This window comes from Sulfurospirillum sp. E15m (assembly GCF_059415145.1).
The window spans coordinates 78,631-104,978 of sequence record NZ_JCAHZS010000006.1 but is presented as its reverse complement, the minus strand read 5'-3'; the positions used below and the strand labels follow the sequence as shown (position 1 = coordinate 104,978).

Genomic DNA, 26,348 nt, shown 5'->3' with positions numbered 1-26,348 from the left:
AGATACCATGCATCAGGTGATCCTAGCGATTGCAAAACAAGCAATTCAAGATGAATTCAACCATACCCACACGCTCAATGTTCAAGAGATGGTGGAGCGCTATCCTGATTTTGCCAAGCCCAAAGCTACCTTTGTTACCCTCACACTGGATAAGCAACTTCGAGGATGCATCGGCTCTCTCATCGCTCACCGTTCTTTATTAGAAGACCTTATCTACAATGCTAAAGCCGCCGCTTTTGATGACCCACGTTTTTATCCACTCTCTTTAGAAGAATTTTCACGCGTTCACATTGAAGTTTCCTTACTGAGTGAACCTGAACGTGTTGATTATGAGACGATTGCAGAACTTCAAAGTAAAATTAAGATGGGAGAAGATGGCATCATTTTACAAAGAGGAACACGCAAAGCCACATTTTTACCCCAAGTATGGGAACAACTTCCTAGCTTCGAGCTTTTTTTCTCTCACTTATGCCAAAAAGCGGGATTAGAAGAAAATTGTTTACAAAGTCACCCTGATATTTGGCGTTACAAGGTTGAAAAGGTTACTTAATGCACTACTATAAACCAGAAGGCAGTCGTTTAGTGTGTCTCTTGTGTGCACACTATTGTCATCTTAAAGAGGGTCAAACGGGCATTTGTGGGGTCAATCAAAACGTCGATGGTAGTATCAAAAACCTTGTTTATGGCTATCCTATCGCACTTCATGTCGATCCCGTTGAGAAAAAACCGCTGTACCATTTTTTGCCGGGGAGTAGGGCTTTTTCACTGGGAACCATCGGCTGTAATTTTAAATGCCCGTTCTGTCAAAATTGGAGTATTTCGCAAGAAAAAACATTACATGTAAAAGAGTTTGTAGCGCCTGAACAAATTGTAGAAATGGCACTTAAATACGAATGTGCTTCCATTGCTTACACTTACAATGAACCCACTATTTTTTATCCTTATGCGCACGACATTGCCATTTTAGCTCATGAAAAAGGCATCAAAAACATCTTTGTGACCAACGGTTTTGAATCGAGTGAAGTCATCGATAACATGAAAGGCGTGATTGATGCGGCCAATGTTGATCTTAAATCTTTCAATCCTGATTACTACAAAAAAGAGCTAGGAGGAGGGCTTGAGGCTATCTTAGAGAACCTTAAACACTTTAAGCGCAATGGCATCTGGCTTGAAGTGACCACACTGATTGTCCCCACAAAAAATGACTCCGATGAGGAGTTAAAAGCCATCGCTTCATTTATTGCAAAAGAATTAGGATGTGAAACGCCTTGGCATATCAGCGCTTTTCATCCTGATTATCACGAGCAGAGTTTACCCAATACATCGCTTCAAACGCTCCAACGTGCACAAGCCATCGGCCACGAAGCAGGACTTGCGCACATTTACATCGGTAATGTCGGGCTCGAAAATCCTACCCGTTGTTTTACATGTAATGCCATTTTGATTGAGCGAAAAGGGTATGAAATCTTGGAAAATAGACTGGTCGAGGGCTGTTGTCCTCACTGTCATAAACCTTTAGCAGGAGTTTTTGATGAAATATAGACACAGTGCTGTCGCGGGCATGTTTTACCCCGATAGTTGTAGTGACATCAAACACTACATTGATCACTTTAGTCAAGGCATTTTGCCAAGCTCACTTGACGTGATTCCTAGAGCACTTATTGTTCCGCATGCGGGGTATATTTACAGCGGGTTTACCGCAAATCTCGCTTACCATTACGCTGCATCAAAGTGCCATGAAATCAAACGGGTGATTGTCATAGGACCAAGCCACCGTGTGTACATTGCAGGAGCATCTATTGCACTGTATGAGCAATATCAAACGCCCTGTGGCGATATAGAAATTGATTTGGAATTCTCACATGAGCTTCAAAAAAATCACTCTTTTTTAGAATTTATGCCCTCAGCCCATGAAGAGCACTCCACCGAAGTTCAAATGCCCTTCATTCAGCACTACTTTAAGCAGGCTAAAGTCGTTGAAATCGTTTACGGAGACCTCTTAGCCCAAGAACTATCACCCTTAATAGATGCGGTCTTAGGCGACGAGCACACTCTCATTGTTATCAGTACCGATTTGAGCCATTTTTATACTGAAGAAGAGGCAAATAGGCTTGATAATATCTGCATACAAGCCATTAAACATCTTGATATTCATGGGTTAGCAGGCGGATGTGAAGCGTGTGGTATTACGGGAATTAAAGCGCTGGTTCAAAGTGTGCAAAATTCTAATTTAAAACCATATTTTCTGGATTATCGTACCAGTTTTGATCGTACAAAAGATGATACAAGAGTTGTAGGTTATGCGTCATTCGTCCTTGGTTAAACATAGAAGCTAGTTTCATGCGTTAATCTCTTTTTCCTCTGTCTCTATGCTATACTTTTCGCACTTTTAACAAAGGGTGAGAATGAAAGACTATTTTACAGAAAAATCAAAGATATATGAAAACGAAGCAGCACGTACAAACAACGTTAAAAACATTGGCGAAGCTATTTTGGAGAGGCTTACTTACGATAAAACGGCAACCCATGTGATGGATTTTGGCTCAGGCACAGGACTTTTGACCGAGCAAATCGCCCCGTTTGTGCGCAAAATGACAACCATTGATGTTTCCCCTTCGATGAATAAACAACTCTACGCTAAAAAAGAGCAATTAGCGTGTGAGCTCAACATGCTTGAACTTGACTTAGTCAGCAATGAACTTGACGAAACTTTTGATGGCATCATCTCTTCAATGACGATTCATCATGTTGAAGACGTGCAAGCCCTTTTTCATAAATTTTACCGCTTGCTCAACAGCGGCGGAACCATCGCTTTAGCGGATTTGGACAAAGAAGATGGCACGTTTCACACCGAAGACATGGGTGTGTTTCACTTTGGATTTGACCAAGAAGAGTTTGCTATGTGGGCTCAAAAAGCAGGCTTTGAAGATGTGAACATTGAAATTGTTAGTGTGGCAAAAAAACCGTATGGCGATTATCCTATCTTTTTACTCACCGCATACAAACAGTAAAAAATACCTCCGTGGGATGCTTTTTATCCCACAACTTTGTTTACAGATGAATACATAATCTCTTCATAAACGACCTCTTTTTGCCTCTAAAATCTTTACATGTAAAGCCAAAATGACGATAAAATTACGTTTTAAAATACTACGTGTTGCAAAACGTAACGTATTTTTTACATAAAATTTTATTTCTTCATTTTTTTTGAATTTACTTCTAAAAAAGAGCCATTTTAAGCGTAATTTAGTAACAGTTACGTTTAAACCACTCTTTTTTACCGTCAATTAGGGCTCAAAAATACCCGTGTTTTATGAAAAAATGAAGTGTTCGGATGGTATAGAGAGCTTTTATTTTAAGAGTGAGGAAGAGTTCGCTATAAAAACTCTTCCTACTAAAAGTGTGCGTTTTAAAGCTCGTCTGCGAGCTCTACGTTGTATAAAATATCGTCTGTTGGATGGCGATACATCGGCATTCCAAGGCGTTTTTCATCCAAAATATGCCCGATAAATCCGATAGAACGTCCTAAAACAAACAGCGCATTGAGCGTTCCTGCCTCAATAAAATTGTCTATCTCATGCTCAGCATAGCCTAAAGAACGCCACATATCGACCATCAAAACACCGATTGTTCCATCGACATTTAAGATAAGATTGTCTTTTTTAGAGGTTGTTATCTTCTCAACTTCTAGGGCAAATTCGAGCAAAGATGTCTGTGGGAAATGCGCACGTGCGTACTTTTTCAAACCCGATACACGAAGATCTGGGTTGCGTACAGACTTGACACGATGACCAATGCCTGAGATAGTTTTGCCCTCTTTTTTCATATACTCCAAAAATTCATCAGGACTCATACCTTTATCGTTTGCGTATTTAAAATAGCGTGCCGCATCATCAATCGCTCCACCAAAACGAGGCCCAATGGTTAAAAGACCACTCACAAGTGAGCTGACCATATCTTTTCCTGCACGCGCAGTAACCTTTGCATTGTGTGCTCCAGAAACCGCTGGACCATGATCGGCGACGGTTTTTAAAACAGTTTCGATATAGTCTGTTGCCCATTTTGGGTAACGTTTTTTAAACCACAAGAGCGCTATCACATCGCCAATACCAAAGCCCGTTTCAGGCGTTGCCACAGAGCTGATAGGATAACCAGCATAGGTCGCTTCATCGCCTCTGTCATCCGAAATGGTACAGATGAACTCTTTGCTTCGGCGCACTTTTGGAATACTTCTAAGCTCAGGCTCTACGATCTTTTCAATCACGCCTTGCTCGCAAAGCATCGTATAAACTTTGGCAATCGTGTGTGGCAAGTCATTAAAACTAGCTGGCACATAGAGTCCTGCTTCTGCCATCGCTTTATTTTTAACCCCAGCCGTTTCGGCATCCGCATTGGCTGACGCTCCTGCATGACCAAACTGAACACCTGAGCTAAAATACTTCGCAATCGTCCCAATACACCACGCAATCACAGGCTTTTTGATGCGCCCTGATTTGACCGCTTCGATGACTTTATACTCTTCCAAACCACCCACTTCACCCAAAAGCACCAAATATTTGACATTGGGATTGTCTTCCATGCGAAGGAGATTGTCGATAAAAACAGAACCCACAAAACGATCCCCGCCGATGGCAATACCCTCAGCAATGCCATCGGCATTCATAGCGATAATATTGCCAAGCTCGTTAAAAAGCCCACCTGAACGCGTTACAAGCCCACCTGAACCGGCTCTATGAAGCTTTGAAGCAATGATGTTTTCTATCGTTCCACCGATATTGGCGATTTTAAACGCGCCTGGAGCGATACCGCCCACCGTTGCTGGTCCTATGATAACAACACCCGCGTCGCGACCCGCTTGATTCATCTTTCGAGCCAGTCGTTCTGGGATTCCCTCAGCGGTGACCATAATCATCCTAAAATGCCCTTTGATGCCGATGGCTTCCATTGTCACGTCATACGCGGTACGAAACGAAGCGAAATTAAGCAATATATCTGCTTGTGGGTAGGCGTTTGCGGCGTCATTAGTGTTTCTAAAGATAGGCACCATAATCTCATCAGCACCGTAAAAAAACTTTTCAAATTTGTTGTTGGATGTAGGCGCTACAATCGCCGCTACAGAAGGCTTTGTGCGATTGATTGTGTAGTCATAATCCAACATTCTTTGAATGGCACTGGTGTTGAGATTCCAAAAAATCGCCTGTGTCTCTTTGGTAAATAAAGCGCTCATTTTCCTCTCCTTAGTGCTCAAGTGCCATACGCACAATGTCAGTAATGTGCGTTTCAGGTCCGTACACTTCAATATATAAACCTAAACGATCCGCCGCTTCTTTGATGTCTTTAAGACCTTTTTCATAGTTAGGTCCGCCACGTCTTACATAGATGCGTGCTCCTACGGATTTTAACTTATCAGCATACACTTCAAGCGCTTGGATAATGCCAGTAAACGTCTTAGCAACATCCGTAAAATTGGCAATAGCCCCTCCAATAATCAGAATCTTATCGCGCCCTTTGGTATCTTTATGGCGGGTCATCAAATCAAAAACAGTTTCAGCATAAAAACGTGTTTCATCGGTTGTTGGGCCCCCTGAATACTCCCCATAATTTGCCAAATCGCTGATGTTGCCGCTCAAATCAGCAATCGTATCGGCATACACAACCGAAGCGCCACCGCCAGCGACCATCGTCCAGATGCGCCCCATAGGATTGAGCACCGTTAATTTCAACGAAGCCCCCGATTTGGCATCCGCTTCAGCGATGGCTTTTTCTTCTACGGATTGGTCTTCCATACCAAAAGCCGTTGGAAATTCTACGCCACACCAGTCCTCTTTCATCATAAAACCAGCTGTATCATCAAGACGTGCCACCACGTCCATAATGTGCATATCATTACCAATCATCACAATAGGATTGATCTCAAGATACGCAAAATTCATATCACGATAAAAGGTGTAAAACTGCTCTGCGAACGTAATAAAACGCTCTTTATTTTCAGTAGGAATACCCTCGGGTACATTGGCGCGAATGAGATGCGAGATATTGGCTTCATCCATCATGATGGGAATCACAACTTCATTGACTTTGCTCTCCCAACCCTCTTCGACTTCCATACCACCCTCAGCGGAGAGATACAACACATCATCCTCACCCACGGTCGTCGCACTAATGTAATACTCTTGGTCTTCGCGATGGGGTGTAAAAGGTTCCACGATAAAGCGATTTAACGTGCCTTTTTGACCTGAGAGAAGTATGGTTTTATAGGATATCTTCTCGTCTATCCACGTTGCCGCATCTTCAAGCGTGACATCGCCTGCTTTTTGCATCTTAAACAATACCAGATTGTTTTTGCCACGCTTGCCAAAAAGCATATCAGGTTTTGCCACCAAAGACCTTTGCTTGAGCCACTCAAACCCGTGTTCATTGGCTTTTGCACGCAACTCATTGCCACTGCTTACCGAAACGGATCGAAATCCATAGTGAAATCCGCTAAAGTATTTTTCCCAATGTTTAGAAAAAATAGCTTTCCCATCGTACTCACGAATTGCTCTTTGTGCCATCTGCTATTTCTCCTGAATTTTTATTCTTACACGTTTTATGAGCAAAGCTCAGAAAACTACACTGCACGAGGCACTAAAGCTTGCCTCTTTCGAGACAGAAGCTATTTCCACACGCTTCCTAGGCAAAGCCTAGAAAGCTACGCTGCGCTATGCCCTGAAGCTTGCCTCTTTCGAGGCAGAACAGCCGTTACTATACCTTACATGTAAAACTTAAATTTTGAAACTTGCCTCGGATGAGACAGAAATTTTTTTGAGACCTAGAAATTACTTCGTGTCAAAAAACTTATTCTGATTAAGGATGTCTATCAGTTCTCTGACTGACCGTATAGACTCGGCAAGAAGTCTGTCTTGTTCTGCATCCAAGCTAGGGGCGAACACCTGCTCTACACCACGTGCTCCTAGCATGACTGGAACACCACTGACAACGTCATCATACGAGTATTCACCCTCAAGCATCACCGCACAAGGGTAGACCAATTTTTTATCTTGTAAAATGGATTCGACCATCAAGGATGTTGCTTTCGCAGGTGCATAATATGCTGAGCCTGTTTGCAAATATCGCACAATCTCCGCACCACCGTTTTTTGTTTTGGCTACAATCTCATTGATTTCATTCCAATCAAGAAAATCCGTCAAAGGCAAACCCGCCACAGTGGTGAAGCGAGGTAGTGGAACCATTGTATCACCGTGTCCACCGATAACCTGCGCCCTAACTTGTCCACCAAATTCTATTTTATGTTTGTTATAAATGGCCTCTTGAATGTAATGTGCCATACGTGCACTATCCAAAATACCTGACATTCCCACGACTCTACTTCTATCCCATCCCGTCTCTTTGAGTGCCACATAGACCATAACATCCAGTGGATTTGAAACAGGAATAATAATCGCGTTAGGCGAATACATCTTGATATCATGTGCCACTTCCTTCATGATTTGAGCATTTTTTAGAAGCAAATCATTTCGGTTCATCCCAGGTAGCCTTGGACTTCCCGCTGTTACCACAACCAAATCACAGTCTATTAACTGTTCTGGCGTATCGGCAACTTTAACAGATGTACTCATTCTAGCGGCTTGGGCAGATTGACTCATATCAAGAGCCATCCCTTTAGCACGTTCAACCTTGTGATCACACAAGATAACTTCATGTGCTAAACCTCGCATAGCTATTGAGTAGCCAACGGTTGAACCCACATTGCCAACACCGACAATGCCAACTCTTTTACTTTTACCCATGCTATGCTCCTTTCTTAATGAATGTAATTTCTTACAGAGCTGTTTAGATTTAATTGAAATAGTGTTTCAATAAATCACCTTTTGTTAAAATAGATATAAGTATAACATATGATCCAATAAAAAAAGCATGCACTAGAGAAAAAAGGAGTAAATACGTAACTTATAAACCCTTAATTACTCACAAAAAACCCATGAATATTTTTTAAAGACAATTTATAGCTATACTTAATGGGTATATTTGAAACATAAAGGCACAAAAATGAAATACGACGTCATTGTGGTTGGCAGTGGTATCTCAGGAATGAGAGCTGCCATAGAGGCAAAAGAGCTTGGTGCCAATGTGGTTCTAATAACAAAATCTTCCCCATCAGCCAATAATTCATTTATGGCAAAGGGTGGCATTAATGCTGCTTTTGGAAACATGGGCGATAGCGATAACATTTTTCAGCACATCAACGAAACGCTCAAAAGCTCTGTTGATATAGGTAATGAAGAATCTATTCGTATATTTTGTGAACAAGCCCCTACGGCTGTACGTGAATTGGTTAGTTACGGTGTTAAGTTTAGCAGACTTGAAAGCGGTAAACTTGCTCAACGACCCTTTGGTGGTTCAAAGTTTAAACGTACGGTGTATGCCTCTGATGAAACGGGCTCAGCCATTATGAAAGCGCTGTATGATGTTATCAAAGAGTATGAGATAGACATCATTAAAAATCACATGGTGATCAATCTTATGACCAAAAACAACATTATCTCTGGCATAACGCTCTTTGATGAAGAGAGCCAAAAAGTGGTTGTTTGTGAAGGCAAAAGTATCATTTTAGCAACAGGAGGCTTTGCCGCCATCTATAAAAACTATACTTCCAATGTCAAAGATGCAACAGGCGATGCTATCGCTATGGGGCTTAGAGCTGGACTTAAAGCGATGAACTTGGAGTTTGTACAGTTTCATCCCACAGGTTTAGAAGGAACTAACTTTCTACTTAGTGAAGCCGCACGTGCTGAGGGCGGAAAACTGGTTGATGAAAACGGCGACTCTTTTGTAGATGAGCTTAATACCCGCGACTTTGTTACACGTGCTATCTTTAAAGAGATGCAAAAGGGCAATAAAGTCTATTTGGATTTAAGAGACATACCTCAAGAGGTGATCGATACTAAACTTATTAGCATCAAAAAGAGGGTACATACACTCAAAAAAATAGACCCTAGCAAAGATTTGATTCCTGTTACACCTGTGGCTCACTATACTATGGGCGGCATTCAAACCGATGTTATAGGAAAAACCAATATCAAAGGGCTTTTCATCATTGGAGAAGCGGGAGACAATGGTGTGAATGGCGCCAATAGACTAGGAGGTAATTCACTCAGTCAAGGAGCGGTATTTGGAAAGATTTCCGCTTATGAAGCGATCAAGTTTGCTAATAAAATGAAAAAATTTAACGGTGTGGATTATTATGACATCACCCAAGATATTCATTTTGTCAATCACTTGGAAGAGTTAGCCAAACACGTCGATGCCAACGCCCTTCGTAACGAGATTGGGCAAATCATGTTTGAAAAAATCGGCATCATACGCACAGAAGATGAGCTTCAAGAGGCACTGAAAAGATTTGAAGAGATCGAGCAGTCATTAGAGAGCATGCAAAGTGATAAACCCTCTACGATTAAAAACATGCTTGAGCTTATGAATATTCTTTTAGTCGCAAAAGCGGTCACAAAATCTGCACTGCTTCGAGAAGAGAGCAGGGGTTCTCATTTTCGTATTGATTACCCCGAGAAAGACCGAAAATTTAAGACTAACACGCTCATAGGATTAGGTGATTTATAACTTTACATGTAAAGATTTATACCATCGCGTAGCACCATCCATAACTACGCGATGGGCACGTAAATCTCGGTGCGCAGGTTCTCAGGTTTCGTACGCCTTGGGTCGCGGTTAAGGTATTTCTCAAACAAAGGTGCATCACGAAGCCCAACACCTTCACTCACGACCCAATCCATAATCTGAGCATACGTCGCTTTGAGGTTTTCATACGCGCCTTTGTGCAAAAACACCGCGCATTTTCCGCCATCAAGCATCTTTTTAAAGACTTCACCCTTAAGCTCGATGCTCTCATCCTCACAAGTAATGCACGCATCGTAGCGCAGTAAATTTTGCTCGACCAAACTGGGATTATCGTGCCCAACACCAAAGTGCATCGTCTCTTTGCCCATAATATTTTTATGAAACTTCATTCTCTGCTCATAGGCAAACGCCATCAAGACACTCCACGCCTCACACGAAGAAGTTTCGTACGCACCCATTTTTCGCACGTAAAAAACACTCAAAGGTTTAAACTCGACCATGGTAGGTTTTAGCATCACAACTCCTTTTTTCGCTTTCAGCTGAGTGGCGTAGGTGCGCGGACTCACTCCGAAGCGGTTTTTGAACGCTTTGCTAAACGAGGCGTTGGTTTCAAACCCGCAGGAGAGCGCTACATCGGTGATTTTGGGTTCGGTTTTGAGCTTCCACGCCGAATAAACCAACCGCACCCGAGCGATAAAATCGCCAACGTTTTCTCCCGTCACGGCTTTGAAAATGCGATGAAAATGGTACTTTGAAAAGCCCACCACCTTGGCTAACTCTTCAAGACTCAGTTCTTTGTCGGCGTTTTGCTCGATGTAAAAAACGACCTTATACACCAAACGAACGTAATCTTCCCTGGTACTTGCTTTCATCGCACCTCTTTTGCTTTGCGTTTGGAGTATTGTAGAAAAATCGGAGGAATAAAACTACTCCGATATTGCTAAGTTTTAAAGACTATATAACGTATAACTCTTTACACTTGATAAGATAAAAGTGCAAATACAATTCCGATAAATAGGACATAGGGCGAATAAAACTTTGTATCATATAATGCAAAATCCGAAGTTTTTATTTTTTTGAAAAAACCAATAGTATTAAAATCTCCAATAGCACGCATAATAAATATCCCCGATACAATCCGTCCAAAATATACTATATACTTACCGTATGAAGTTGAATGTAAATCGCCAAAAGAAAGCGCAGATGCAATCCAAGCAAATCCAATCAAAACTATACCTACAACAATGGTCGCAATTTTTCCAGGGTGAAACGAAGGTTTTCCATTGATCGTCGGTATTGACTTATTAAGCCAAGCCTTGCCACCCAATGCCCAATAAAAATGTAATACTCCAATGCCTATCAAAGAGACAATAGCAACTATCGTGATAATGTTCATTTATTTCCTTAATAATAGAATAATCGCATATTTAAAACTACTCCAATATCGCTAAGTTCTGAAATTGGTATACGGCTCCATTGCGAGGAAAAAATATTGTATCGCCATCAAATCCATGCTTTTTCAGAACTTTTATGATCGTTTTCATCACAAAGCCATGAGTAATAATCACCATATCTTGGTGCATATCGCATGTGTGAAAAAACTTTTCAATCCTTTGAATCGTATCGATTCTATTTTCACCTTTTGACGCATTGAAATACCACTGAATTCTTGCTATAAATAACCAAAGCCATTTTGGAAGAGGTAACAAAGCGTGCATGAACACTTTGGCATCAACCTCGACCAATAAGTCGTTTGTTTGGTAGTTACATGAAAGAAAATCCGCCGTTTTAATCGCCCTTTGACACGTAGAAATATACACCGTTTCGATGTTAGGAAATTTTATAGGTAAATAATCGAGCTCAAAAGTATCATACGCTTTCACCCATTGTTCAAACTGAGCACTATTCATCCAACATTTTTTCGTATCTTTGACTTTAAAATGTCGTATGAGATAGATCATCGCTGTTACCGCTTCCCCTCAATATGCTCAATCAACTCCTCAATCACATCGACATAATCTTGCGCATTGCCAGTCGCTTTGGCGGAAAGTATTGCGCCTTCAATGGTCGAAGTCGTAAATAAGGCGAGTTTGGTGGTGTCGCAGGGTTTCATCTCTCCTATGGCCACCGCTTTGTCGAAAATGGCTTTGACGTTGGAGCGAAACGCGCCGTAGATGGACTGCATCAAGGTGTTAAAATCTTCATCGATGTTAGACATCTCTTGCACAATGTTGGCGATGGGGCAGCCACGCTTAAAATCGCGTGCGGAAGTGTCGCGCAGGCGTGTGTAAAACTCTTCCAACAAGCCGCTCGTGTAGGTTTCGACGTAGCGGTATTTTTCGATATTTCGATTGAGTATGGTTTCTTCGATTGCGGCGAGTGCCATCTCTTTTTTGTTGGCGAAAAAGTGGTACATGGAGCCTTTGTGCACGCCCGCTTTGGCTAGGATGTCAGCAAGCGACGCGCCTTGGTAGCCATGTGAGAAGATCTCTTCAAATGCCGCGTGAATGAGTTTGTCGCGTGTATTTTCCATTGATAGTTCCTTTATGATTGGGTTGATTATACCATATTTTTCGCCTACTTGACTAATCGGTCAATTTTGGTTACAATGCCACTTGACCGAACAGTCAAGGAGGTTTTATGAAACGTGCTCTCATCGTTGTCGATGTCCAAAATGAGTATTTTGGGGGTGGTGCGCTACCTATTACCTACCCGTCAAACAGTTTTGAGCGCATCAAAGAGGCAATTGCCGCGGCTCAAAAAGCGGGGGTTTTTACCGTTTTTGTGCAACATACCAGCCTCAAAGAAAATGCAGGTGCATTTGTTCGCGGAAGCCATCTGTGGGAATTTCATGATGAGATTAAAGGGCTTACGCCTGATTTAGTCATCGAAAAAAACCATGCCAGCTCGTTTGTCGGGACGGATTTGAACTACCGACTGCGAAGCCTCGGCATCGACACCATTGCCATTGTCGGCTATATGACACAAAACTGTTGCGATGCCACAGCGCGCGATGCTTCACAGCTTGGCTTTAATGTCGAGTTTTTAAGCGATGCCAATGGCACGCTAGCATTTTCCAACAATGCTGGAGAAGTGAGTGCAGAAGAGTTACACCGCTCTTTTTTAGTGGCACAAGCTTTTGGATTTAGTCGCGTTTTAACGCTTAATGAATGGATACCATTACTTTAAAAGGAGAAGTTATGCCTTTAATCAATACAATTAAACCTGAAGACGCTACGGGAGAACTCGCCGCGTTGTACGACCAGATCAAAACGATGCGAGGACGCGTGGGAAATAACGCCCAACTCTTTAGCTCAAGCCCCGGACTTTTAAAACAGCAGATGAGTTTCATCGGGCATTATATGAATCACGAAAGCCTCTCCACTGCACTTTTGGCTTGCATGCGTATGCTCATCTCCGATAAAAACAACTGTTCTTACTGTATCGACTTTAACGCTTCGATGCTCATCAATCTTTTGAATTGGACGCCAAAAGAGGTCGAAGCGATGCGCGCCGACCCAAGTACTGCGAAGCTAAATGCCAAAGAAAAAGCGATGCTGCTTTTCGTCCTTAAAGCCGTGAGAACGCCACATGACGTTAATGCCGAAGATATCCAAAAACTACGCGATTTAGGCTACAAAGACTCCGACATTTTAGATGCGACCAACCACGGAGCACGTATGAGCGCTATCGACATTATTTTTGACGCGTTTAAAATAGAAAAAGATTTTTAATCTTACATTTACTTTAGCCTTAAAAGTAGTTACAAATTTAGTGTATAATTCCGTAACTTTTTTAAGGCACTTTTTTTATGATTCATAACGAAATTTTCTATCTTTTTGCTATCATCTCTGTTGGCTATATCCTTGGCAATATTAAAGTCAGGGGATTTTCACTGGATGTCACCGCTATGCTTATTGTTGCGCTCATTGCTGGGCACTTTGGCATGGTTATTTCTGATGCATTTCAATACTTTGGTTTAGCGATTTTTATCTATGCAGTAGGGCTTCAATCAGGACCTGGTTTTTTTGATACCATTAAACATGAAGGCTTTAAGCTTAATATCCTAGCGACACTACTTTTGCTACTGATTTTTGGTTCTATTTTTACTATAGGGTATCTGTTGCAAATGCCTAAAAATATCATCGATGGTATTTTTACAGGGGCATTAACGTCTGTTCCTGCACTCGCTGCGGCACTTGAAATCAAACACACGCCAACCACTTCAGTTATTTTTGGTCTTGTTTATCCTTTTGGCATTGTCGCAACTGTTTTATTTATACGTTTATTGCCTATGCTTTTTCGTGTTGATTTGCAAAAAGAAGTGGAAGAGTATGAATCGGCACAGCGTAGTCGTTTTCCTGACATCTTAACGCGTAACTTTCGCATCACGAATGAAAATTTCAAAACAACGCAAATTAAAAAATCTCAAATAGAGACGATGACTTCAACCGTCATTGAACGTATGAGTACGTGTACGGCTGAAAAACAAGCCATGCCTGAAATTGATGATGTCTTATTGTGCTATGGCGATGTTATCCGTGTTTCTGGCACAGAAGAGCAGTTGGCAAATCTCAGTATTGTTTTGGGTGAAAATATTAGCGAAGAACATGTCTTTCAAGACAATATGAAAGTTTTGCGTCTTTTAACCACGTCTAAAGAGATTGTCGGCAAAAAAATCGGCATGCTCAAAGAGCTTAAATCCCTTCGCGCAGTTATTACCAAAGTCAGACGTGCGGGTATTGATATTCCTGCTTATCCCGACTTGACATTACGACTTGGAGATAAACTCTACGTGGTTGCGCCCGATATCTACAGTGAAAAAGTAACACGGATTATCGGTAATGACTTGTTAAAATACCCTGCGGCTGATTTTTTACCTATCGCACTGGGTGTTGTTTTTGGCATCCTTCTAGGAAGTATTCCTTTTGCGATTCCTGGTATTGGCACGATTAAACTAAGCTTTGTAGGGGGAATCCTTATCTCTGCGCTTGTGCTTGGAAGATTAGGACGGGTAGGGCCTATCGTTTGGAACCTTTCTCCTCACTCAACCACGCTGTTAAAAACACTAGGGCAGCTGATTTTTATGGCAACACTGGGAACAAATGCGGGAAAATACTTGGTTGAGTCATTGGAGAGCAATGGATTTACACCTATTATTATCGCACTTGGGGCATTGATTTTTTCATTAAGCGTTGTTGCGTTTATTTGTAAAAAAATGCTCAAGATGAATTTTTTAGACATTATGGGACTGCTTTCTGGCGCGATGACTTCGACACCATCGCTCACTATGGCAAACAATATTACAAAGACAGATTACCCTTCGATTGCTTACGCGGCTGTCTATCCTTTAGGGCTTGTCTTGGTCATCGTACTTGCACAATTTGGAATGAAGATTATGTAACATGCAGATGAACATCCTCACGCATAATCATTGGCTTAACAATTATGTTTTAAATAAAGAATTTAGCCTGATTGCGGGGATTTCATCGAATGCTTATCGCTATTGGAAGCGTGTTGAAGCTGCTAAATTTGATGATGCACGCGTCGTTTTTTTACGTAAAGAGAGTATTCTGCCAAAATATAAAGAGATTATTGCACAATGTACCGACCTAACAGGCATGGTACAATCGCAAGCCTTTTGCAAATACACAGGTCTTGCGCCTTCACATCTCATAGAACACAACCAATCATGCATCTACAAAGTTTTGGATATTATAGACGTGTGCGATGTTAAATTTGTCAATCTCAAGAAGTTTTATGATGACTTGGAGTTAGACTATAACTATCATATTTATATCGAGAAATGTAAATATTTCGGTCCTTCCCCTTTAGAGAAAAAAATTCAACTCTCCAACGGAATCTGTGTAGGTTACTATTGAACTTACAATCCTCATAAAATGCAACGCGAATGTCACTTTTTCTCTGCTATAATTTAATTCTTATCAAACCTTAGGAGAAACACATGTTTGGCGGACGACGCATAGCGGAATTAGAGAACGAGAACCAAACGTTAAAGAATGAGTTGCAAAAAGCCCAAGCTTCTCTTGCAAATAGTGAACAATCATATCAAGCATTACGCATCGAAAAAGAAACAACACCCGTTGATCAAACCAAAGAAGAGTTGTTAGCAATACTGCTAGCCAGTTACGAAGACGGTATGACGTTTTTACAAAATACCGTTGAAGAAAGCCTAACGATGCTGAATGAAATCAATACACTCAATGATGCATCCATGAAAGGCGGACAAAATGTTGAGAAGCAAACCAAAGAGATATCCTCATCGCTTGAAAAAGTTCAAGGTCTTACGCAAAATTTTGCCCGCGATGTTGAAAACCTTTCAGGAAGTGTCTCGGCCATCTCAGATATTATCAACCTGATTAAAGATATTTCTGACCAGACCAATTTACTTGCTCTCAATGCAGCCATCGAAGCAGCGCGTGCGGGTGAACATGGACGCGGTTTTGCCGTCGTTGCAGATGAGGTGCGAAAACTTGCTGAACGTACGCAAAAAGCAACCCTTGAAGTTGAGTCAAACATTAGTATTCTCAAACAAAATACCAATTCTATGGCAGACACCAGTGAGACTTTCCAAAAAGAGTCTCAAAATTCTATGGCTATTTTAGATGGATTTTATAATGAGATAAACGTGATGTTATCCAACTCAACAAGCATCACCAATAAATGCGATAACGTTACCAATGAAATCTCTGTCAGTAACGGTAAAATTGACCATATTATGCTCAAACTCAAAGGCTACAATGCAGCCCTCGGACGTACAAAAACAGATATTTTGGCGCATACTGCTTGCCGTTTTGGCAAATGGTTCTCCGGTATTAACCAACGCTTAAATCCAAGCATTGTGAATGAAGTCAATGAACATCATATCCGTGTGCATGAAGGTCTCAAAAAAGCCACTGAAATCTTTGCCACCAACGGTAATGTACATGAAGGTATTGAAATGTTTAAAAAAGTTGAAAACGCAAGTAAAGTGGGTTTTGAAAAACTCATTGAAGGGTTTAAAGCGATTCGCAAGTCTTAATAAAAAAGGATTAATGGTTTTACATGTAAAGCCATTAATCCTCAAATAAGCACAAAATCGTTATACTTTCACACTTTAGCCATAGAGAGGTGTCCGAGCGGTTGAAGGAGCACGCCTGGAACAGGCGATGTGCCATCACGACACATCTTCACATATCTCGCCATATACCTTCTTCATTTAACTGAATTATCATCCAATACTCTACATAACAAGCTATATATGGAAAATTTTATTAGCACAAGGTTAGCATAGAAAAATTATTGGAGGTGATGATTAATAATCTCATCAATTAGCGCTGTTGTGAAAGTATCTATAGTAATCAATAAATTTATCATGATGAAGCAAGAATTTCAAAAGAATTTCCTTAAGTCCATGCCTGCATACAGTGAGGCGACCTCTTTTTCGTACCCATTGAACATCAAGGTATCTTGTTTCGTGAGTTTGCCGAGTAAGCGCTCTTTGGCTTGTGTCCATCTTGGGTGGTCAACTTGCGGATTGACATTAGCATAAAAGCCGTATTCTTTGGGGTTTTGTTCTTGCCATGTGTTGAGTGGCTCTTTTTCAACGCACTCAATGAGCTCGAGCGACTTGATAGACTTAAAGCCATATTTCCACGGTACAACAAGACGAATGGGTGCGCCATTTTGAGGAAGTAGTCGCTTGCCATACATGCCAACAGCGATGAACGTAAGAGGATGGCGTGCTTCATCCATGCGTAAGCCTTCAACATAGGGGTATTTGATGGCTGAGAAGATGCCTTTGGCTTGGTCTGGAAACATCGCAGGGTCGTAGCGTGTGGTAAACTTCACGTACTTGGCGTTGCTGTTTGGCTCAAGATAATCTAAGAGTTTATAAAGAGGAAAGCCTATCCAAGGTACAACCATCGACCAACCCTCGACACAGCGAAAACGATAGATGCGCTCTTCAAGTCCAAACTTGGCGATGAACTCTTCCACATCAAGAGATTGTGCGGTTTTTATCTCACCGCCTAAGCGAACATTCCAAGGGTTAGTCTTCATCTTTTGGGAGAGTTTGACGGGGGCACCTTTGTCCGTAGAAAACTCGTAAAAGTTGACATAGTTACTGGCTTGCTCAAACGTGTTAAGGGTGAGTTTCTGCGGGTTTGCATCAGGGGTATAGTTTAGATTCGCTTCTTGTGGTAGGTCTGCTAAAAGGTTGGAAATGGCACTACTGCTCACCAGTGCGCCCGCACCTAATTTTAAAAAATAGCGACGTGCTTCAAAAAGAGCTTCAGGGGTGATATTAGCAATACGTGAAATCTTCATAATAGTACCTATATAAGTATTTATACGTTAGGAAACTGCAAATAAAAGGTCGTTTCCTTATTTGGAATAGATTCAATCCAAACTTTAATGTGATACATTTCACACACAGAATTAACAATGTCCAATCCTATTCCGAAACCTCCAACAGTAGTACTCCTTCGTTCAAAACGCTTGAAAATGTTTTTTTTATTTTCTTCGCTAATGCCTATACCCTTATTGGTAACCGTTAAAAGATGCTCAGAAAGTTTAACGGAAATGGTTGTTTTAGGATAACTGTATTTGATAGCATTTGATAAAAGATTATGAATGACTTTTTGAATACGAGACTTATCTATATGAATAAATGTTGTTTGAAGTTGCGCAGTAATCGTATTTTCTTTTGTTGCGGCTATCTCGTTGAAGTAGCTAACGCTTTCTTGAATTAAAAGAGCAAGATCAAATGATTCTTCAAATACTTCGTCAATATCGTTAAAAGCAATATAACTTAAGCTATTGTAAATCTGCGAAATGAGTTTCGTACTAATAGAAATATGATTAATAACGCGCCTATCTGGAAAAGAACTTTGTTTGAGATTTGAGACGCTCATCATCAAAGCAGCTATAGGAGTATTGAGTTCATGTGAACTATCTTTGATGAATTTATTGAGTTTGTCAATACGCGAATGAACAGGCTTAAGCAAAAATCGACTTAAAAAATAACCCTCAATACCAACAAAAATAGAAGATATCAAAATACTTAAGGCAATAATAAAATTTAATTTGAATATTTCTTGTTCACTCTTTTTTTCATCGACAACAATATAGGCGACTTCATTGATAGGACTTGATAGCTCGTGAAAAGTGTAACGCGCAGTATCCAAATCAGAAATTTGACTATTTACATTTGAAAAAAGAGGTTTTTTCCCCTTATCTAGCAATACGACATTAAAAAAGTCTTTTGGTGGATGAAATTCATAAGGTACTTTATCCATTTCTGCTTGCATAAGCTCTTTCTCGTAGCTCATGATGACAGTTTTAATTTCCATCGTACGTTTTTCGTGAATTTTATTTGTTTCATTATTGTGATATAAAATGGCAATAATAATCATGAGAATAAGTGCTGAAGATGTATAAATGATTAAAAATCCCAATAATGCTTTAAGTTCTTCTCTATTCAAAAATATATCCATTCCCTCTAACGGTTTGAATTTTTTCTTTGCCTAAAATATTGCGTAAATTTTTAATATAGACTCTAATGGTAGCTTCACTGGGCATTTCATGGTAATCCCATAAATTTTGGATGAGTTCTTCTGAAGAAATGACTTTCCCTTTTTGATTACACAGATAAAGTAAAATTTTACACTCTTTACGCGTGAGTGTGTAGGATATTTCATCTACAAACAAGCGATTTTTAGAAACGATTAGCAAAATATTATCGTCTAATTTTATAGCTTCTTCATTGACAATATGAAACCGTTTTTGAATATTTTTAATTCTTAAATCAAGCTCTTCAAGATCAAATGGTTTTTTAATATAGTCATCACACCCATTTTCAAAACTTTTTTTTAAATGAGCGGTATCTTGAAATGCAGTTATAACAATGGCAGGAGTATTGTTTTGATAGGTACGAATTTCTTTAAGAAGGTCGATACCACTTAATTTTGGAACATTAATGTCAAGAATCAAAAGGTCAAATTTTTGATCGTTTAGTGTATTACAAGCAAGTTGTCCATCATTGAAATGAGTTGTTTGATGCATATGTTTATTCAAATGACAAAGCAGAATATCAGATAAAATAGGATCATCTTCTAGTAATAAAATTTTCATCAAATACCCTTTGGTTATTGTACCAATTATACCATAGCCTCAAGAAGCTATGGTATAGATGAAGTTTATTTCCTTCTTTCGGCAAAGAAGTAATCTAAGCTGATTTTTCCCGCACCAAAGGAACTGAGTATGCCAAGAAAAATTAGATAGTAAAGAGGAATTTCATAACCTCCATCTGCTGCACTAAAACCATTAGGCAGGTGTACAGTAATGATTGCAACAATCATAATAACACTTAGGGGTAATGAAATCCACCTTGTAAATAATCCCAAAGTTAACAAAATAATACCTAAGGTTTCAGTACCTACCGTGATATAAGCCATGGGTGAAGATAATGGTATACCAAGTGTACTAAACCAATCGGCAACTGATTGAATATCTTCTAGTTTTCGTATTGCTGGTTCATAAAATCCATATGCCAATGCGAATCGTACACCTAGCAAAATACTCGATTGTTGAATATTAACCATATTCATTTTAAATTATTTTTTTTCTCCACCGCACTTAGCAGCACCACATTTTGCATCAGCAGCTTTTTTCGCATCAGCAGACATCTTATCACCACCACACTTTGCATCAGCAGGTTTTTTCATCTCTTTTGAGTCTTTAGTAGAGTTCATGTCACCTCCACATTTACCATCAGCTGCCATAGCACCACTTACAAACATTGTAGCTACTAATAATGCTACAAGAGGCTTAACTCCAGAAAATACTTTCATAAAATCTCCTTTTTTGGGTTTTGGATAGTGAAAGTATAATGATTTTTTGTGTAGTGATTATGTAGTTTTATTACACAAACGTTTTACAAGAGTGTGTTAGAATGTTCGGTATGAAGAGACGAACCTTTATAGCACTTATTGCTACATCACCTGTATTTTTGAGAATCAATATGCAAGCTAAAGAAATTCCTACGCATGCATGGAAAACTATTGCAAGTGTTCAAGACACTTTATTACCCAAAACTGAACACATGCCATCTGCACAAGATATCAACGCACTTTTTTATTTGGTATCGAACTGTTCATCTGAGTATTTTGATGCAAATGATTTAGACTTCCTAATAAAAGGAGCTTCTATGTTTCATCAAAATTTTCCAGATTTCTCGCATAAAGACACTGAATCTAAAAATAAAATTTTAGAAACAGCAACTGAAAGTGATTTCTTAGAAAAATGGTTATCAAAACTTATTTATTATACGATTGAAGCTATGTTTAGTGACCCTATATATGGAGGGAATACTCATGAGTTAGGGTGGACTTCAACCTTGCATACCACGGGAAATCCTCGTCCCATAAATAAATATGGAAGAAAAATATGAATTATGATATTTGTATTATAGGTAGTGGAGCTGGAGCTGGGCCACTTGCTTATGAACTTTCGCATGCTGGAAAAAAAGTGGTTATTCTTGAAAAGGGCGATATTTATAGAGAACAAGATTTTTCAAAGGATGAAATCGCTTATACGAAACGAAATATTTTTACGCCACAACTAAGCGATGAATACCATACGATTGAAACGTTGGAAGAGGGAAAATGGATAAAAACACCTACTTATGAAAATAATTGGAATTTTTGGAACGGTAGTCTTTTGGGAGGATCCTCCAACTTTATGAGTGGCTTTTTTCATCGTTTGAAACCAAATGACTTTAAGTTGAAATCTATTTATGGCATGTATGATGGAGCTAACATTGAAGATTGGCCTATAAGTTATGAAGAGATCGAACCTTACTATGATTTAGTAGAAAAAATTGTTGGTGTTTCAGGGCATGTTACCGAACATGTTCATCAAGAACCAAGAAGCACTAACACATATCCATATCCTCCTTTGGCAGAACACCCAATTGTTGAAAAATTTGACACGGCATGTAAAGCTTTAAATTTTACCCCTTTCATGACACCAAGAGCTATTCTGTCAGAATCTAAAGAGAATCGAAATCCCTGTTACTATTCTAACTATTGCGGTTCTTATGCATGTTCAAGTGGTGCAAAAGGAAGCTCAAGAGCTGCTTTAATTCAACCTGCTTTAGCCACAGGGAATTTACATATTATAGCAAATGCATTTGTCGTAAAATTGGAAACTGATCATACGCAAAAGGTAAAGAAAGCACTCTATCTTACAAAAGAAGGTACTCAAAAAGAGATAAAAGCAAAACTCTTTATCCTTGCAGCACAAGCGGTCGAGAGTTCACGTTTGCTGTTAAATTCCAAAAATGCAGCATTTCCAAACGGGTTAGCCAATTCTTCAGGAGCTGTTGGGAAAAATCTTCTCTTTTCAGGCGGAGGCATGGGGTCTGGGGAATTTGATTTGAGCCATTTTAGTCAAGAAGTTCTTTTACAATCAGGGCTTTTCGTGAATCGTGCTTTAAAAGATTGGTATTTCACGCCAAAATTTAAAGGCGGATTGATTGATTTTTTATTTGAGCATTCTAATCCAATTCGACGTGCCAATAGCTTGAAATGGGAAAATGATAAATTAATCTTTGGACAAAAGCTTCAAGATAAAATCTATCAAACATTTACAACAAAAAGAGTTCTTAATTTTGAAATATTTAATGATTGGATGCCTAATGATAACTGTTTTGTATCCGTTGATGAGAAATATAAAGATAAATATGGAATCCCAGTTGCAAATATACGAATAGGGGCTCATCCAGAAGATGTCAGAGTAGGAGAATTTTTAGCGACAAAAGCCGTAAAACTACTTGAGCATATGGGTGCCAAAAATATATCATACACAATTTCTCCGTTACCATCTCAAAATCTTCAAGCAGGAGGATGCCGCTTTGGAGATAACCCCAAAAAACATGTGCTTAATCGTTATTGCCAAAGCCATGATATTTCTAATCTTTTTGTAACAGATGGTAGTTTTATGCCAACAGGAGGAAGTGTTCCTTACACATGGACTATTTATGCGAATGCATTCCGTGTTGCTGATTACATCAAACAAATATTAAAGTAGTGCAATAGACACAATGTAACTCTATGTAGCTATTGCCTTGTAAGTTTTAGTGAAGAAAAAGTGGCGGACAGAGGGGGATTCGAACCCCCGAAGGCTTGCACCTTACACGCGTTCCAGGCGTGCTCCTTCAACCGCTCGGACATCTGCCCACTTTTGTAGAAGGCGATTTTAGTCAAAAATGGCTTAAAGTGTGATTGTACTACACTAAAATAGTTAGAAAGTGTAGTTATGAAGTCTCAAAAATGCTTCGCTTTCTTCACTGTATGTTTCCACTGCCAATAAGTTTCCATGGATATTGAAAATATGCTTTTTCCCATCGGGATGGAAAAGGATATAAAGATGAATTTTCCCCCACATTGCAAGATAGCCTTGTGTCATCGCATAATGCTCTTTGATATGGTGTGCCACATAGGCTTCAATACTTTCTTTCGATTGATTGAGAAAAGCTTCTTTGGGCAACATCATACGACGCTTTGCATCCATTAATGCCAATACAAAGAGTGGTTCATTCACCCTTTTAAAGTACGTCTCCATGAAGAGATAGGGTGTTTTCATAGCTTCTAACTGTTGTATGGCATTTAATAAAGGCTCATAATAGTGCTTTTCAATCGATAAAATCTCACATAGTACCACAAGAAATGTTCTGTTTGTATGTACATAATCATAATGTGCTGAGGCGAGCCAGGTTTGCAGTGTGCTACATCTCAACAACGAATTCAACTTGGATATTCCTTTTGAAATCACATGATAACCGAGTTGTTTTAGCACCGTTGAAACTGCATGCTGTTCAAGCTTGAAATTAATTTGTTCTATTAGTTCGTGCATACTTTTTCTCCCAAGCTTTAATCAAAAATTTTTAATCTTCTGAGTATGGTATCCATACCTTATTTCTTTTTAGGTGTTTCATAGTTTTACCGCTAGCTTTAGAGTAATCTGTGTAGCGTGTTGTCCCCTCTATGATTTGTTTGATTGACGATATTTCAATTGTGCATATTATTTCTCTCATGATTTTCAGTATTTTAACCATTTCCTCTCGTGTAAAATCACCTTCTGATCGCATATTTTCTGAATATCTTTTTGATTTTTTCATTTGCTTTTGCAAAGTTATTCTTATCTCTAAAAGCTCATTTCTAGCTTTATCCTCAATTGAAATTTCACCTATTAGTCTTTTCCCTATAAGACCGTTAATATGCATAATTTCTTTGAATAACGCCTGCTCAAAAATTTGCAATGGCATGGTGCTCTCCGTGATTTCTGTTTTATGAAAAATTGCTATATCTCTAAATAAGTTTTGAGTTTTCTACCTATTTTTGGATTTTTAATCTTTTTAATAGCAGATGTTTCAATCTGGCGTACTCTTTCACGTGTTATACCCATCGTTTTAGCAATTTCTTCTAATGTAAAATCTCCAACGATGCATGCATTTGAAGAGGATCTTTTTAATTCTTCTAGTCGATTCTGTAAAGTTGCTTCGATTTCTACAAGTTCATTTTTAGCTAGCGTATCAATTGAAATTTCACCCATTGCTTCTTTTCTAAAGAGCTGTTGAATATGTTTGATTTCTTTGATTAACTCTTGCTCTAAAATTTTAAACGGCATAGTATTGTCCTTCATTTAGATTCTGGGCATAGAAATTGATTTCTATACATATATATAAAAAGCCAAGATGTGATTTTGTTAATAGTAAAAGGTGATTTTTTGATTTTTTAATGAAAAATGTAACAAAGCTACCCATTATTTTGAGTAGCTTTTCCTATTATGAAGGAATTTGAGATTAATTATTTTACGAGAGAAAGATGACTTTTGTCTTCAATTTATCCTTTTAGCCATTTTCTCTACATAGCTCAAGAGAGCCATTTTGAGTGGTTTCCCTGCTGAGTAATCCGCTGGAAGAAGTTGTTCTGCTCTTTTAGATTCTATCGCCAAATGATACCCTTCGTTGTATGGTTTCATGGTTGCTTGTTCATCTATCGTGCCATCAGCGCGTTTGATTTCACGGTAAACCGCTATAGATGTTCCACCACTTTTATTGATAAGGGAAAAAGCAGGTATATCGGTTTGTCCATCTCCAAGGAAGATCATATTTTCAAAAGGAATACGAAGATTTTTGCTCACTTCATTAACCTTAGATGGGTTATCCCCTCTTTTAGGTGAAACACCCTTTGCGATCATGTAAAGCTTTTGTGTCTTGATGGTATGACCAACAGTCTCTTTGATATATGCCAACTTTCCATGCTCATCTTCATCAAGGGAACATGCAAATATCTCTTTAAAGTGGTCACTCAAATTGTGTTCATCAAAAGCACCTTGAATCATCTCGGTAATGCCACCACTAATGCAGTAATACTCTAACTTGATGTTCTTTTCTTTGTGCTCTTCTTGCTCAACAATCATCTGCAAATCATCAAAGATAGAATGACTGCCATTTCTTCGGCTCAAGCCATCGTAAAGATTGACTTTTTTACCGTATTTGTATAGCGTTTGATTATTAAGTGCATACTTTGGGTCTCGTTTCCCATAATCAATGAAAGTTTTTAAATAAGCATGCTCCATATCATACCCTTGAGCAATCTTTTGGGCACTTTCTTCCCAAAATATTTTTGCCTCGACACCCCAATCATCAAAGATAACTTCTTGCTGGAACTTTGGGGACAGCGTAATATCAAAATCAAATATGATAGCTATAATGTTGGACATTTTGACCTCATGTATATTTAAAGTTAGTGTTAATTTTTATTTATATTCTTCTAACTCGGATTGCCATTTTTTACTAACTTCTTCTTTCTTGTCGGTAGGTAGTAGCATTGCGCCCGTATTTTTATTGCCTACTAACAATACTTCATTTTCTATTTTTAACCATAAAGTTCCTAATAACCATGCGATATAAGCATCAAGATGGTCATCAGTCATCGTTTTTTCTTTTACAGATTCGTTTTCATCTTTAATTACAGTAACTTCAACTTTATATTTTGCATTTGCCTGATTTGTGGATTCCGTTACAGCTTGTGGTTTTTCGAACTTGTCAAGTAATTGTCTAACCAATATATTGAATGTTTCTTTATTTTCTTTATAATCCCAGTCAAATTCCGTTTTAGCTTTATTGTTTTCTTTTAACCAAAGCCATAAAGCAAGGGCAGGGTGAACTTCAATAACATATTTGCCTTTTAGAGATTTTTTCTGCTTTATCGTAAGCTGTTCGGTGATAAGCTGAAATGGCAAATTAGATTGAGGAACCTCTGGCTGAAATATTTGTGGAAGCCCTAAGCAATATTGAGTAATTGACCAATGAGGACACCCAGCATAGCCCATAGTGGATATCCCTTTAACTTGAACGGTGGCATTAATCAACTGTTCTATTTTTCTTTGATAGAACGGGTTATATTTTTCTATTTTCTGATTAAAATTAATTGGCTTTCCTCCTGTTAAAGGCGCATCCCAGCATATTAATATATCTTCTTCTGAATTTTTAAATTCATCATCAAGATACTTTTTTAACTTATCAGCTTCTATTTCAGTGAATCCATCAATATCATTATAAATAACAGTTTTTTTAGAAGGAGCAGGGTCGATACCTATAACTTTCATAATTATCACCATCCTTTTTTGGACGATGATAACAT

General features: G+C 39.1%; 28 protein-coding genes, 1 tRNA gene and 1 pseudogene. 12 read left to right on the top strand and 18 right to left on the bottom strand.

The features are described 5' to 3' along the window. Positions 1-7 precede the first annotated feature (7 nt). From amrA to AC5SLP_RS09310, 4 genes are all read left to right on the top strand, one after another. On the top strand, positions 8-550 hold the full coding sequence (gene amrA, locus AC5SLP_RS09325; RefSeq protein WP_495254885.1) for an AmmeMemoRadiSam system protein A: 543 nt from the start codon (positions 8-10) through the stop codon (positions 548-550). Further along, the gene (gene amrS, locus AC5SLP_RS09320; protein WP_495254884.1) at positions 550-1,542 is read left to right on the top strand and encodes an AmmeMemoRadiSam system radical SAM enzyme; all 993 of its coding nucleotides are present in this window, start codon (positions 550-552) and stop codon (positions 1,540-1,542) included. Before amrA ends, amrS begins: the two co-directional genes overlap by 1 nt. After that, the gene (gene amrB, locus AC5SLP_RS09315) at positions 1,532-2,323 is read left to right on the top strand and encodes an AmmeMemoRadiSam system protein B (RefSeq protein WP_495254883.1); all 792 of its coding nucleotides are present in this window, start codon (positions 1,532-1,534) and stop codon (positions 2,321-2,323) included. The genes amrS and amrB overlap by 11 nt, the downstream gene beginning before the upstream one ends. Positions 2,324-2,405: 82 nt before the next feature. Continuing rightward, positions 2,406-3,011, top strand: coding sequence for a class I SAM-dependent DNA methyltransferase (locus AC5SLP_RS09310; protein WP_495254882.1), 606 nt, complete (start codon positions 2,406-2,408; stop codon positions 3,009-3,011). Positions 3,012-3,409: 398 nt separating this feature from the next. Here the strand turns inward: AC5SLP_RS09310 and AC5SLP_RS09305 are convergent, their stop codons facing one another. The 3 genes from AC5SLP_RS09305 to AC5SLP_RS09295 form a co-directional block, all read right to left on the bottom strand. Further along, positions 3,410-5,227 carry a citrate/2-methylcitrate synthase gene (locus tag AC5SLP_RS09305; RefSeq protein WP_495254881.1) on the bottom strand — a complete coding sequence of 606 codons (1,818 nt, stop codon included), beginning with the start codon at positions 5,225-5,227 and terminating at the stop codon, positions 3,410-3,412. Positions 5,228-5,237: 10 nt separating this feature from the next. Next, positions 5,238-6,554, bottom strand: coding sequence for an ATP citrate lyase citrate-binding domain-containing protein (locus tag AC5SLP_RS09300; protein ID WP_495254880.1), 1,317 nt, complete (start codon positions 6,552-6,554; stop codon positions 5,238-5,240). Positions 6,555-6,818: 264 nt separating this feature from the next. Further along, entirely contained in the window at positions 6,819-7,790 is a 972-nt protein-coding gene (locus AC5SLP_RS09295; RefSeq protein WP_495254879.1) for a malate dehydrogenase, read from the bottom strand. A gap of 259 nt (positions 7,791-8,049) precedes the next feature. Between AC5SLP_RS09295 and AC5SLP_RS09290 the strand changes: the two genes are divergently transcribed. Continuing rightward, complete coding sequence (locus AC5SLP_RS09290; protein ID WP_495254878.1) at positions 8,050-9,618, top strand: L-aspartate oxidase; 1,569 nt, start codon at positions 8,050-8,052, stop codon at positions 9,616-9,618. A 44-nt stretch (positions 9,619-9,662) separates the two neighbouring features. Here the strand turns inward: AC5SLP_RS09290 and AC5SLP_RS09285 are convergent, their stop codons facing one another. From AC5SLP_RS09285 to AC5SLP_RS09270, 4 genes are all read right to left on the bottom strand, one after another. Beyond that, positions 9,663-10,508, bottom strand: a complete 846-nt coding sequence (locus AC5SLP_RS09285; protein WP_495254877.1) for an AraC family transcriptional regulator — start codon at positions 10,506-10,508, stop codon at positions 9,663-9,665. A 101-nt stretch (positions 10,509-10,609) separates the two neighbouring features. Then, positions 10,610-11,032 (bottom strand): DUF3995 domain-containing protein, encoded by a 423-nt coding sequence (locus AC5SLP_RS09280; protein WP_495254876.1) that lies wholly within the window; start codon positions 11,030-11,032, stop codon positions 10,610-10,612. A gap of 37 nt (positions 11,033-11,069) precedes the next feature. Continuing rightward, entirely contained in the window at positions 11,070-11,597 is a 528-nt protein-coding gene (locus AC5SLP_RS09275; RefSeq protein WP_495254875.1) for a histidine phosphatase family protein, read from the bottom strand. Between the two features lie 5 nt (positions 11,598-11,602). Continuing rightward, a complete protein-coding gene (locus AC5SLP_RS09270; protein ID WP_495254874.1) occupies positions 11,603-12,169 on the bottom strand; it encodes a TetR/AcrR family transcriptional regulator in 567 nt (188 codons plus the stop codon). A 107-nt stretch (positions 12,170-12,276) separates the two neighbouring features. Here AC5SLP_RS09270 and AC5SLP_RS09265 point away from each other — a divergent pair, with 107 nt between their 5' ends. From AC5SLP_RS09265 to AC5SLP_RS09245, 5 genes are all read left to right on the top strand, one after another. Continuing rightward, positions 12,277-12,825 (top strand): cysteine hydrolase family protein, encoded by a 549-nt coding sequence (locus tag AC5SLP_RS09265; protein WP_495254873.1) that lies wholly within the window; start codon positions 12,277-12,279, stop codon positions 12,823-12,825. 11 nt (positions 12,826-12,836) lie between these two features. Continuing rightward, positions 12,837-13,370 (top strand): carboxymuconolactone decarboxylase family protein, encoded by a 534-nt coding sequence (locus tag AC5SLP_RS09260; RefSeq protein ID WP_495254872.1) that lies wholly within the window; start codon positions 12,837-12,839, stop codon positions 13,368-13,370. Between the two features lie 77 nt (positions 13,371-13,447). After that, the gene (locus tag AC5SLP_RS09255; protein WP_495254871.1) at positions 13,448-15,040 is read left to right on the top strand and encodes an aspartate:alanine exchanger family transporter; all 1,593 of its coding nucleotides are present in this window, start codon (positions 13,448-13,450) and stop codon (positions 15,038-15,040) included. Between the two features lies 1 nt (position 15,041). Further along, a complete protein-coding gene (cheQ, locus tag AC5SLP_RS09250) occupies positions 15,042-15,518 on the top strand; it encodes a cheVAW transcriptional regulator CheQ (protein ID WP_495254870.1) in 477 nt (158 codons plus the stop codon). 83 nt (positions 15,519-15,601) lie between these two features. Next, the gene (locus AC5SLP_RS09245; protein ID WP_495254869.1) at positions 15,602-16,678 is read left to right on the top strand and encodes a methyl-accepting chemotaxis protein; all 1,077 of its coding nucleotides are present in this window, start codon (positions 15,602-15,604) and stop codon (positions 16,676-16,678) included. A gap of 350 nt (positions 16,679-17,028) precedes the next feature. Here the strand turns inward: AC5SLP_RS09245 and msrP are convergent, their stop codons facing one another. The 5 genes from msrP to AC5SLP_RS09220 all read right to left on the bottom strand — a co-directional run bounded on the left by msrP (position 17,029) and on the right by AC5SLP_RS09220 (position 20,489). Continuing rightward, positions 17,029-17,964, bottom strand: coding sequence for a protein-methionine-sulfoxide reductase catalytic subunit MsrP (msrP, locus tag AC5SLP_RS09240; RefSeq protein ID WP_067172650.1), 936 nt, complete (start codon positions 17,962-17,964; stop codon positions 17,029-17,031). Between the two features lie 20 nt (positions 17,965-17,984). Continuing rightward, positions 17,985-19,121 (bottom strand): sensor histidine kinase, encoded by a 1,137-nt coding sequence (locus tag AC5SLP_RS09235; RefSeq protein ID WP_067172647.1) that lies wholly within the window; start codon positions 19,119-19,121, stop codon positions 17,985-17,987. Then, positions 19,114-19,770: a response regulator transcription factor gene (locus AC5SLP_RS09230; protein ID WP_067172645.1), complete on the bottom strand. Its 657-nt coding sequence runs from the start codon at positions 19,768-19,770 to the stop codon at positions 19,114-19,116. The genes AC5SLP_RS09235 and AC5SLP_RS09230 overlap by 8 nt, the downstream gene beginning before the upstream one ends. Positions 19,771-19,835: 65 nt before the next feature. Continuing rightward, entirely contained in the window at positions 19,836-20,246 is a 411-nt protein-coding gene (locus AC5SLP_RS09225; protein WP_067172642.1) for an HvfX family Cu-binding RiPP maturation protein, read from the bottom strand. Positions 20,247-20,252: 6 nt separating this feature from the next. After that, a complete protein-coding gene (locus AC5SLP_RS09220; RefSeq protein ID WP_495254868.1) occupies positions 20,253-20,489 on the bottom strand; it encodes an HvfA family oxazolone/thioamide-modified RiPP metallophore in 237 nt (78 codons plus the stop codon). A gap of 110 nt (positions 20,490-20,599) precedes the next feature. On the opposite strand from AC5SLP_RS09220, the gene AC5SLP_RS09215 reads away from it, so the two are divergent. Both AC5SLP_RS09215 and AC5SLP_RS09210 read left to right on the top strand, forming a co-directional pair. Next, positions 20,600-21,088: a gluconate 2-dehydrogenase subunit 3 family protein gene (locus AC5SLP_RS09215; RefSeq protein ID WP_495254867.1), complete on the top strand. Its 489-nt coding sequence runs from the start codon at positions 20,600-20,602 to the stop codon at positions 21,086-21,088. Beyond that, the gene (locus tag AC5SLP_RS09210; RefSeq protein ID WP_495254866.1) at positions 21,085-22,728 is read left to right on the top strand and encodes a GMC family oxidoreductase; all 1,644 of its coding nucleotides are present in this window, start codon (positions 21,085-21,087) and stop codon (positions 22,726-22,728) included. The genes AC5SLP_RS09215 and AC5SLP_RS09210 overlap by 4 nt, the downstream gene beginning before the upstream one ends. A 61-nt stretch (positions 22,729-22,789) precedes the next feature. Here AC5SLP_RS09210 and AC5SLP_RS09205 read toward each other — a convergent pair. From AC5SLP_RS09205 to AC5SLP_RS09180, 6 genes and pseudogenes are all read right to left on the bottom strand, one after another. Then, a tRNA-Ser gene (locus AC5SLP_RS09205) sits at positions 22,790-22,877 on the bottom strand. A 64-nt stretch (positions 22,878-22,941) separates the two neighbouring features. After that, positions 22,942-23,553, bottom strand: a complete 612-nt coding sequence (locus tag AC5SLP_RS09200; RefSeq protein WP_145973089.1) for a hypothetical protein — start codon at positions 23,551-23,553, stop codon at positions 22,942-22,944. Between the two features lie 31 nt (positions 23,554-23,584). After that, complete coding sequence (locus AC5SLP_RS09195) at positions 23,585-23,965, bottom strand: hypothetical protein (protein ID WP_067172630.1); 381 nt, start codon at positions 23,963-23,965, stop codon at positions 23,585-23,587. A gap of 35 nt (positions 23,966-24,000) precedes the next feature. Continuing rightward, a pseudogene (locus AC5SLP_RS09190) lies at positions 24,001-24,135 on the bottom strand (sigma factor-like helix-turn-helix DNA-binding protein); the annotation flags it as partial. 402 nt (positions 24,136-24,537) lie between these two features. Next, positions 24,538-25,425 (bottom strand): HAD family hydrolase, encoded by an 888-nt coding sequence (locus tag AC5SLP_RS09185; RefSeq protein WP_067172625.1) that lies wholly within the window; start codon positions 25,423-25,425, stop codon positions 24,538-24,540. Positions 25,426-25,461: 36 nt separating this feature from the next. Continuing rightward, on the bottom strand, positions 25,462-26,313 hold the full coding sequence (locus AC5SLP_RS09180; RefSeq protein ID WP_067172622.1) for a DUF429 domain-containing protein: 852 nt from the start codon (positions 26,311-26,313) through the stop codon (positions 25,462-25,464). Positions 26,314-26,348 lie beyond the last annotated feature (35 nt).